Genomic DNA, 9,962 nt, shown 5'->3' with positions numbered 1-9,962 from the left:
GGTTGGGATGACCAGTATCTGCTTAACATTCTTACCCTTTTTTAAATGCGTTTAACCTGATAGCGGATTCAACTCATAAAAATATAAATATTTATTTTGTATTTTATGACCATCACATTGAGCGGCATACTTATAACTGGACTCCATTTGATTTTGAAGAGGAAGAGCCTGAAGACCTTATACTGAGAGAACATTGGAATGGTGGTAAAGAACCCCGCCATGTCCATTGGTACATTCCAGCCCTCAAATCGCTTAATACCGAAGTGCCCGACATTCTTCACTTGGGTGATACGCAAGTTGAGCAGGTCAAATAAATGGGACGCCAACTAAGTACTAAAATAGCCGTATTCGGATTGATCTTCCTCTTCGCTGCCTTTCTGTGGAATTATCAGTGTATGGTTTTCCATAAGAAGCTTGATAAAACAGATATAGTTGTAATGAGTCAAGGTTACATTGGTGAGGAGAAAGATTTAGGAAGAGGAATATGGGATCACCGAAGACGCTTTATTTATATTGGAGTAAAGAATGTATGCCGGAATTTACCAGGTCAGTATAAGGATTTTTTGCCTAAGGTTTCTGCCAGTATTGCCGACACTGTAAACGAAGAGTTTAATATTTACTTTTTAATGTATAATGAGTCTTCAGCTTGGAGAGTCCCTTACCTAGCTGCTTATCAGCTTGAGGAAGAAATGCCAGACGAATTATTATTAAAACAGCATTGGGCTTGTGGTAAAGGGCCAGAACTTACATACTGGTATATTCCCAAGCTTCAATATTTAAATCATAAGTCTTCTTCTATTGATTCACCTATTAAAGTTAATGAACTTGACCGTTTGAATAACTAATAGTAGTTTTTATAACTGCCAATCGAAGGAAGATGTCAAAAAGATGGATACTCCTACTGAAATAGTATCAGTCAACTACAGAACAAGCCCCTTATTTTCCCCAATCTGGTACGAGATGGTACGCTGAGTAACCTGAGTGGAAAACTTCTTAAAGGATTTTTTTCTAAAGAAAATACAAGGTTATGAGAACCGAGGTCTTGGAATAAGCAGTCTGTATACAGGACCCGACAAGGCGTTTTATGAGGCTGTAGCCGCCCAATTACTCAACCACTTTTACGAGAAGAGTGGCACGGATTTCTTTCAGATGAAGGGCATTGCCGATGCAATCTACAGCACGGCTGTGGGGAACCGACGTGTCAATAATATGATTCAGATTGTGGATGCGTTATTTTTTCGTAAGATTGGCAATCTGGCCAAACCCGAAGACAGTGACCCCAGTAATTACCAAAAGGATTTTGTGCCAGCTTCTGTCTGGCCAGCAAAGGTTTTAGATAGCCCGTGGTTTGCTACAAAAAGCAAGACGAACGTATTTCCCTCTTTTGGCGCCATGGATGCTCTCACCCTAAATGGTGCCCCAGGCGAAGGAGATGCTGAGCGACTGAGCCTATTTACGATTGGGGGGACACAGGGTATTGATGTGCGAGTTAAAAGCTTTACACCCATCCTGACTCAATCCCAGCGGGGTTACTATGCTACCATCGTCATTCGCTATCTGGATACCTTTGGCGTGAGTGAAGGTGATTATGCTAAAGATTTATCGGTGTTTACAGAACACGATAACCTGTTGGGGCAAGTCAACTATTTACGCTATAACTATCGAGGTGGGGTGTTATCTCAGTGGATACTCCAGCATCAATACGGCTATCCTGTCTTTACAGATTATCTAACGTATACTGTCACAATGAAACGCACATGGAACGCCAACTAATCCCCTCGCGTAAAACCCTATTTTGGCTATTTGTTTTAGCTGCTCTGTTATGGTACTTCTGGTCTTTTCTCTTCCCTAAAAAGCTTGACAACACTGATATTGTTGTGATGAAAAATGGGCATACTATGGATGCCACTGGGTTTGTTTATGTAGGAGTAAAAAATGTGAGTATAGACCGGCCCAGTCAATACAGAGATTTTTTACCCAAAGTAGCCGCACAGATTGCTGACACTACTGATGAAAAGACATACATCTATTTCCTAATGTATGACCGCTATACTAGAGATTTTGTACGCTTTTGGGCTCCTTATCAGTTAGAGGAAGAGGTTCCTGATAGATTGCTATTAATGCAACATTGGGACTGTGGACAAGAACCAGCATTTGTTCGTTGGTACATTCCATCCCTAAAATCGCTCAACACCGAAGTGCCCGACATTCTGCATCTAGAAGATACACGGTGAAGAATGTCAAATAATCCTACTAAAACGGGAGTCGACAACTACAGAACAAGTCCCTTATTTTTCTGATCTGGTACAGGATGGTTCGCTGGCTAATCTGAGTGAAAACTTTCTAAAAGATTTTTTTCTGAAGAAAATACAAGGCTATGAGAACCGAGGTCTTGGGATAAGCAGTCTGTATACAGGACCCAACAAGACGCTGTATGAGACTGTAGCCGCTCAATTACTCAACCCAAAATATTCGTTCTTTTAGTCCATTTTGCTCTCAATGTATGATTAATCAATCTTATCTAGTGTGAGATATAGTTGAGTTCGTCGGTAAAAAACTATTAAAACTTAAATTTCAGGACATTAAGTTACTATTAACTATTATTTACGTCACATTCCTAAGTTCACTCCTTCGAAATGCGACTACTAATTCTTACCCTTTTATTATTGGTATTTATAGCATGCCAACCATCGCTTAATGATACACTTTGCCAGGCCTGGAAATTCAATGGGTTTAATATAACTTCTGAACTAGAAGCAGAGTTAGCTGATGCCGCTAATAAATCCACCAGACTAAAATTCAGAGACTATCTTAAAAACGGAGCCAGCGAGACGAACTGGAGATTCTATCCTGATGGAACATGCGCTACCCTTTTAAATGGACAGTACAGTGCTAAGCGATGGGAACTGAATGAAAGTACTGGGCAACTCGTTCTTATCAGTGGTAATATCCATGAATTTTACCAGATCGAACGAGATGGTGAAAACCTAACTATATTGGAAATAAGTAACAAAAATGTAATCAATAGGCATGTCACGGCAACGCTTAGCCCTAATCCAGAATATGAGGAAGGAGCTATTGACCTGCTGGTCCCTTCCCGTAACACCTGGAGAAACAAACCAGCCAATCCTGAACCATTTCAGAAAATTAAAAAACGACTTTCTGAACAACTCGTCTATATGGTTGATTACTTTGAATTGACCAACAAGAAAAAACAGGGATACTTCAACACGGATCATTTAAACTCACCCTTTCGGTTTTATAGCGGAGGGATTGGGCTCCTGAACCAGAACGAGTTGCCTGCAATCTGGTTGAACCAATTTCATAACCAAGGCGACGCTTTGGAAGCTTATACGCTTCTGGTTTTAGCTTTTCGAAGTGGCCTGGTTTTTCCTCATAGCGAGAAAACCTTTACAGATGCCTATGCTCGCTTTTTGAAACAAGTGAATGCATTTATACTGGCCCAGGAAGAACCTGAATCACTCATAGTTCATTAGTCCAGTCGTATTCGTTATTATTGAATGGTTGGGTAGATGCTAGATTGTCGTGATTTTTGAAAAAAACGCCGTTTGAGCACGATAGTTGATGGGCTGATGGTACGCCAATCAATCTGATAGCTACCCAATATAAATGAGCCCTGGTCGATAAACCAATCATTAATCCGTTTAGTGTTATTGAGAGGTCAATGTATAGAAATTACCAACAAAGGATTCTGTAACCTCCTGTTTGGAAGCTCCGTACTGGCAGAAAGAATGCCAGTATGCTAAATCTTATTATAGCTTAACTAAGTAGCTACTGCTAAACTGCACCCGCTCAACATACTATCTCATTCGTTGAGGTAACCGATCCACTAATAAGTCCAGCCTGATCGATTACGATAAAATCCGTATTCTAAGGAAAGACGATCCCATTCAGTCTTATGTTTTTAATTGGACAATCTCAGCCGCGTTCAAATTAATGGACTTTCAGTCGATGGCCGTTTAGTTAAAGTCAGTAAGTAGAAGCTATTTATAAATGCCCCTAGATAAGCTATATGAGTGACCCAAAATCCTACCTCTTTCTTTACTTTTAATAGGCCAACTCCTGCGAGTAGACTGCTGTCAGTGGTTAACTCTTCCGCATAATAAACTAGCATCCAGATTGCGATGATTCCAAAGATTGACGATAAAATCGCGATGGTGGCTCCAACTTTATAATTCGTAAGGAATGTTGACCCCAACCCAACCAATCCCAATAAACAAGCTAGCAGGGTGGCTATATTGGGAGGAAACCCTTCTTCCAAAACCGTTTGGGGTGGCGCTGGGGAAGAAGAGTGGTTGTTTGGCATGGAAAATTGCTGACTACTTATCTGCCGAAGAATCGGTACATTAAAATACGCTTTACTGATCGGCTGCACGTTTACAGCTGAAGGCTGTTTTTTCTTCCATTCCTTAAAAATAGGGCCCCAAAAAGGATGCTTACTGACTTTATTGTTGACTTGCTTGGCAGATACACCTATTATTAATTCAACTCCTGTCAGTTTAATAACTCGCGTATTTTGACAGGAAACAGAAAGAAAAGGAAAAACAAAGCCAAGCACTCCTATCAAATAGGCAGTAGTACTAATGCGCCGGTACAATACGAGTGGGAACATCATTTAGGTAAGTTCAGCATCTTCATACGTAAATTGATCTCTGAACAATGCAAATAGATTCATACCCAGTATGCAGCACAAGCATAGTAATACCAGATAAAAACCAACTTCTCGTTTAGCAACCAAGGCACCAGAAAGATAGGTTGCTGAAGCCAGTTGGGTAAATTGTTGGGGAATAAGTAGTGTAGAAACGATGGCAATCAGGCTTAAAAGTGTACCAATATATTGAGAGGTCGTATAATCTTTCAATAAGATGATCCCAATACCAACTAGACAAGTAATCATCAAAATGATGGCATACCGATTGGCTGGAGAATGATCCGATGGAGCTGGAGGAACTTCTTTGATTTCATCTTTCATCTCAAAACCAGCATGTTCTGCTGCATTGTCGGGAGTTCTCAGTAGTAATTTCTCCAGATTTATGAATGTTTTCTCATCTAACTCACGAATTGTTTTAACCTCCACACCTACCAGAAGGTCAAAGCCACCCAGTGTAATAATCTTTTGATTATCACAAGAGATTGTCATGAAGGGCAATAGTAGGAAAATGGCAGCTAAACCAAAGCCACCCGCGGTGAATCGCTGAATTTTGGTAAACAAACTCATATTGTTATAAAAGGAAAACAAGGTAGTTGATCGAAAAAAGTACGATTCCCATGACAATCAGTGCATTGCAAACCAAGTTGTAAAGAAGATTGTACTTGAGTGTCCTAATACCTTCCTCAAGCTTTTGGCTTGATTGGGTTTTCCAATACAACCTTAAACTCAATCCTGAACGAAGCAGGATTAAAGAAGGAATGAAACCTACACAAAAGCCGAACCAAACGACGAACCAACTATAATCAGAATGAATGGGAATCGTAAATAACCACAGGAGTGTACCGTCAAATCTAGTTTTATACGTTAAATCAGCAAACCGAATCAGTGCATAACCAACAGCGACATTTAGGCATAAGCCCACAAACCCCAGGCGTATTGCTGCTTTGCCAAGAGTCAGGATAAATTGATCAAAATCCTCAGTAATTGATAATTCCTGAGACAATCGTTGGTAATCTCGTTGGTCAATAAGTTTCATCAAACATTGATCTATTTTAATTCAGTCAAAAAATCCAGAATTCTCACCACCAGGATCAAACCCACAAAGGCCAATAAGGCGGAGGCTACCTGATAAAAGTCATAGTGTTTAACCAAGTGACGAAAAGATCGATTAAATGACTGACTATCAGAGACCTTATAAGCTTTATTTATTAATAATGAAAACCGTATATTATGAAGGTAAGGCACAAGCAGAACAACAAGCGGTATCAGCGAACTAAGCACTAAAATCCCACTACGGTTGGCGAAAAAGTAGAAATATCGACTCGTAGCTGCATCTGGATCTAAATTTTTCAGGAAAGCGGTACTACCTGCTATATTAAATTGAGACACAGCGCTGCCAATTGCATCAGATTGCATTGCATCATGAATTATGAACACAGCAAAACAGAATAGTATACCTATGACCATTGCAATTATTCCTAAGCGCGTGCTGATACGAAGAATAAACGCAATTTGATCTATCTCAAACAATAGGCTGGGGGTAAGTAATTGATGGTCATTGGCAGATGATGGCTGTAAATCTGCTTCAGTGTGAACAGGTAGGTTGCAAGAATCCATCTTTTGTAATTTTTACAAAATTAAATTATATTAATTAATATACAAAAAATATAAAATAGTCATATATGAGATTATGAAATAGCTCTTATATAGTATAGCGGCTTCCTTATAAGATTTGACTTACTGACTTTCTTCGTTGTCGATAACAAGTGTAGAATAGAGTGTAATGGAAAGAACTCGTTGAACCAATAACAGCCCAGCCTTCTTGTATAGACCATCTACTCAATTAGTTGAAGAGGGTACTCATTTGACATAAAAAATGCCCTACAAATCAGCTATTTGAAAAATTTATTATAATTATTTTCTCTATTTGTGTACTAAATAGTCATCTCTTCCGTCTAATAATTTATTTGTTGAATTGACTTCCCCGGTTCTCCCTGGACGGGTTCAATATCCACCGACTAAGTTTACGATGACGAGACTACTACAACTAGTTTTAGCAATTGGGTTCTTCACTATTCTCAAGCCAACCTGTGCCGTATCGGCGATTAATATCCATCCTCATCTACCTGTATTGGCTCCTGCCACCCAGCCTACTCAGGCCCAGATTGATGCCGCGGCCAGTGAAGCCCAAAGTCAGGGGCGGCTCATTAACATTACGCCCGGTGGCCTAACGATTCCCGCGGCTTTGCAGGAAGTGGCCAGCCTACCCGTTACGTTTCGGTCGACCATCGGCAACTGGAATTACGATATCACGGTCTTGTCTATGCGTTTCACTCCGACGGGTTCGGTGCTTTCCATCGGCTGCCGGTTCTACCTGCCCGGCTCAACGACCAACACTAGCCTGTACTTTGGTGCCAACGATATTGCCGTATCGGGTAAAAGTGGCTTCACGGGCGATTTGCCCATTCTGGAAAGCCTGTTGAGTGAGGCAAAGAGTAGTGAACTGGACGACCCCACAGGAAAGCTGGGAGGGCAAACTAAATTTGTCGAATTCCCCGTATCGGCCTTTCAGGGTAAGGCCTGGATGGGACTAGGTAAAGACACCAAATTGAGTTTCTCCTGTGGCGAGTTCAAGAAGTTTTCCCTCTCGGGCTTTCTGAAAGTCTATGATCTGGTGGAACGGGAAGACCCCGCAGGGCAGTCGCTTACCGACGGGAAACCCCTGCTTTTCTTCTGGGGAACAAAAGACGTGTTCGACTGGCAGGATATCTACTTTCCGGTCACGGCCTCGCGCGGATTTCATTCGACCAATGCCGATGATATTGGTTTTCATCCGACCGATAAAACGAATGCGATTCTCGATCTGAGCCTGTATCAGAGTCCGGCCAACCTACCCGATTGTGGCGGGGGGAGTCTGGGCGATAGTTGGCAGGGCATTCAGTTCGATGCCTTTGCCATTCGGTTGCCCAAGCTATTCAGACTCCGTAACCCACATACCCTAATGGGACAGGGGACGAATCTGTTTCTATCGCCCAATGGAGTCATTGGTACGGTGACAGCCGACAAAGTTTTTGCGCTGGAAGAAGGCTATACCGACGAGATCAATAAGTTTGACTTATCGCTGGATCAGGTCACTGCTAACTTTAGCTGTGGGGCATCGGCCAACATTAGTATGTCGGGTCGCTTCCGACTCGGCACCTGCGGCACGGGGGGCGACAAAGCTAAAGAGCTGTATTATAACGTTGTGTATACCGAACAGGACCGACGCTACCAGGTGCTCATCAAAGAAAGCGCCACCGATCGCTTCAAGAACAACGGGCTGACCTTATCGACAGGCTCCACCCTGAGTTTATCCATCCAGAACGAAAGCTTTGTGTTTCAGACGGCTTTACCCGCCAAACCTCGCCTAAGTACACCCGCCTATAACAATAGTATTTGCCTTAATTATCCGACTACTCTTACCGCCAGTAACTGCGAGTCCATTAACAGCAAGTGGTCAACGGGTGAGATTGACAAAGGCACGGTGACGATTAACCCGAAAGCGACGACCACCTATAAAATCAATTGTTTCGATAAGTACTGTATCAACGAAGACTCGGACAAATTGACCATCACCGTCTATGAGTCGCTGCCACAACCTACGTTGACGGCCACCAGCCTGGCTTTTTGTACCTACCAGAATGCCGTATTGAAAGCGGATCAGTGCGTGGGTAAACTGGAATGGCAAACGCCTGATAATGGCACGTTTCGAGAGCTAAGTTCCAATCAGCAAACGGCTTATTTTCCGGGTCAGGTAGCTACGACTACCTTTGCCTATAAAGTACGTTGCAATTTAAACACCTGCCTAAGTCCTGAGAAGCCCCTTTCGCTAACGGTTTATCCGGAGCCTAAAGCCCCTTCACTCTCCTCAAATGCGACCAATAACACCATTGACCGGAACAATGAGGTGACCATTAGTGGTTCCTGTCCAGATAATAACAGCATTATCTGGGATAACCTGCCCCAGGCTACGGTTAAATTGGCCTCTTCGACGAGCTATTCGGCCTACTGCAAAAATCTGGGAACGGGCTGCCAGACGCAAAGCCGCAGTAGCATCGGCATTACTGTCCTTTATTTCCCTCCGGCGGGGCCGACGCCTGTTACGTTTGGTTCGGTGGGCACGGATTACATCACCGTCAAGTGGGGAGATAATTCAGACAATGAGGACGGATTTTGGGTATACCGGGATACCTCCCCGGCCTTCAGTAATTCCATTCGTGTCGGTGATATAGCGGCTAATACCACTTCATTCATTGACTATAATTTGGCTGAGGGAGCCACGTATTACTATCGAATCATAGCACACAATCGATACGACTACGGCTATTCCGAAGTGGCTTCCCGGTCTACGGGTGTAACACCAGATAAACCCGCCCTGACGGCCTCCAGTACGCGTATTGAGCGCGGGTCGAACAGCAACGTAAGCGGTTCATGCCGAACGGGCACATTAGTCTGGACAGCTCCGACTGATTTTTCAGGCGGTTCATTTCAACAGTCCGATCAGGTAACGTATTCCGCTAAATGTTTGTCGGATGGTATTGCAAGCGGAGAGTCGTATTTAACGGTGACAGTCTATGATAAGCCTACTTGTACCCCTCCTCCGGCCCCCGTGGTGTCGATTAACGGGGAGGCTAAGGATGCCACCGTTGTTCGGGGCAGTCAAATTGAGGTAACCGCCACATGTAGCCGGGGGACACTGGACTGGACTGCTGGGCGAGACAACAAAAGCACCTCGAATAAGCAGTCACCTAACGATGATGTGACTTACACCGCTGTCTGTCAGGATGGAGATTGTCGAAGTGGGGAGGCTAGTCGGACGGTCAAGATGGGTACTACCACTTCGGGTTGTACCCCTCCTCCGGCTCCCGTGGTGTCGATTAACGGGGAGGCTAAGGATGCCACCGTTGTTCGGGGCAGTCAAATTGAGGTAACCGCCACATGTAGCCGGGGGACACTGGACTGGACTGCTGGGCGAGACAACAAAAGCACCTCGAATAAGCAGTCACCTAACGATGATGTGACTTACACCGCTGTCTGTCAGGATGGAGATTGTCGGAGTGGGGAGGCTAGTCGGACGGTCAAGATGGGTACTACCACTTCGGACTGTACCAATCCTCCTCCCGCTCCAGTGGTGTCGATTAATAATCAGGCCAAGGATATCACCGTTGATCGGGGCACCCAAATCGAGGTAACCGCCACATGTAGCCGGGGGACACTGGACTGGACTGCTGGGCGAGACAACAAAAGCACC

Annotated in this window: 9 protein-coding genes; 5 read left to right on the top strand and 4 right to left on the bottom strand. The window is 43.6% G+C overall.

The window, feature by feature from the left end; translation table 11 throughout:
- Positions 1-314: 314 nt before the first annotated feature.
- From ACYVGR_RS26520 to ACYVGR_RS26505, 4 genes are all read left to right on the top strand, one after another.
- The gene (locus ACYVGR_RS26520) at positions 315-845 is read left to right on the top strand and encodes a hypothetical protein (protein ID WP_460962509.1); all 531 of its coding nucleotides are present in this window, start codon (positions 315-317) and stop codon (positions 843-845) included.
- Between the two features lie 136 nt (positions 846-981).
- Positions 982-1,773, top strand: coding sequence for a hypothetical protein (locus ACYVGR_RS26515; protein WP_460962507.1), 792 nt, complete (start codon positions 982-984; stop codon positions 1,771-1,773).
- On the top strand, positions 1,758-2,234 hold the full coding sequence (locus ACYVGR_RS26510) for a hypothetical protein (RefSeq protein ID WP_460962505.1): 477 nt from the start codon (positions 1,758-1,760) through the stop codon (positions 2,232-2,234). Before ACYVGR_RS26515 ends, ACYVGR_RS26510 begins: the two co-directional genes overlap by 16 nt.
- 402 nt (positions 2,235-2,636) lie before the next feature.
- Positions 2,637-3,497: a hypothetical protein gene (locus tag ACYVGR_RS26505; protein ID WP_460962503.1), complete on the top strand. Its 861-nt coding sequence runs from the start codon at positions 2,637-2,639 to the stop codon at positions 3,495-3,497.
- Between the two features lie 452 nt (positions 3,498-3,949).
- Here the strand turns inward: ACYVGR_RS26505 and ACYVGR_RS26500 are convergent, their stop codons facing one another.
- The 4 genes from ACYVGR_RS26500 to ACYVGR_RS26485 are packed head-to-tail and all read right to left on the bottom strand — an operon-like array spanning position 3,950 to position 6,289.
- The gene (locus tag ACYVGR_RS26500) at positions 3,950-4,636 is read right to left on the bottom strand and encodes a hypothetical protein (protein WP_460962501.1); all 687 of its coding nucleotides are present in this window, start codon (positions 4,634-4,636) and stop codon (positions 3,950-3,952) included.
- On the bottom strand, positions 4,637-5,239 hold the full coding sequence (locus ACYVGR_RS26495; protein ID WP_460962499.1) for a hypothetical protein: 603 nt from the start codon (positions 5,237-5,239) through the stop codon (positions 4,637-4,639).
- Between the two features lie 4 nt (positions 5,240-5,243).
- Positions 5,244-5,708 carry a hypothetical protein gene (locus ACYVGR_RS26490; RefSeq protein ID WP_460962497.1) on the bottom strand — a complete coding sequence of 155 codons (465 nt, stop codon included), beginning with the start codon at positions 5,706-5,708 and terminating at the stop codon, positions 5,244-5,246.
- Between the two features lie 11 nt (positions 5,709-5,719).
- Complete coding sequence (locus tag ACYVGR_RS26485) at positions 5,720-6,289, bottom strand: hypothetical protein (protein WP_460962495.1); 570 nt, start codon at positions 6,287-6,289, stop codon at positions 5,720-5,722.
- Between the two features lie 412 nt (positions 6,290-6,701).
- Between ACYVGR_RS26485 and ACYVGR_RS26480 the strand changes: the two genes are divergently transcribed.
- The coding region (locus tag ACYVGR_RS26480; RefSeq protein WP_460962493.1) for a fibronectin type III domain-containing protein at positions 6,702-9,962 on the top strand (3,261 nt) is incomplete at its 3' end.

The sequence above is a fragment of the Spirosoma litoris genome, from assembly GCF_054776755.1.
Note: the sequence above shows the minus strand (reverse complement) of the source record. Positions and strands in the feature narration are given on the sequence as shown.

What these genes read in the sequence shown, in the direction of transcription:
- ACYVGR_RS26520 (WP_460962509.1), top strand. Translation starts at nt 315, where the DNA reads ATGGGACGCCAACTAAGTACTAAAATAGCCGTATTCGGATTGATCTTC.
- ACYVGR_RS26510 (WP_460962505.1), top strand. Translation starts at nt 1,758, where the DNA reads ATGGAACGCCAACTAATCCCCTCGCGTAAAACCCTATTTTGGCTATTT.
- ACYVGR_RS26505 (WP_460962503.1), top strand. Translation starts at nt 2,637, where the DNA reads ATGCGACTACTAATTCTTACCCTTTTATTATTGGTATTTATAGCATGC.
- ACYVGR_RS26500 (WP_460962501.1), bottom strand. Translation starts at nt 4,636, where the DNA reads ATGATGTTCCCACTCGTATTGTACCGGCGCATTAGTACTACTGCCTAT.
- ACYVGR_RS26495 (WP_460962499.1), bottom strand. Translation starts at nt 5,239, where the DNA reads ATGAGTTTGTTTACCAAAATTCAGCGATTCACCGCGGGTGGCTTTGGT.
- ACYVGR_RS26490 (WP_460962497.1), bottom strand. Translation starts at nt 5,708, where the DNA reads ATGAAACTTATTGACCAACGAGATTACCAACGATTGTCTCAGGAATTA.
- ACYVGR_RS26485 (WP_460962495.1), bottom strand. Translation starts at nt 6,289, where the DNA reads ATGGATTCTTGCAACCTACCTGTTCACACTGAAGCAGATTTACAGCCA.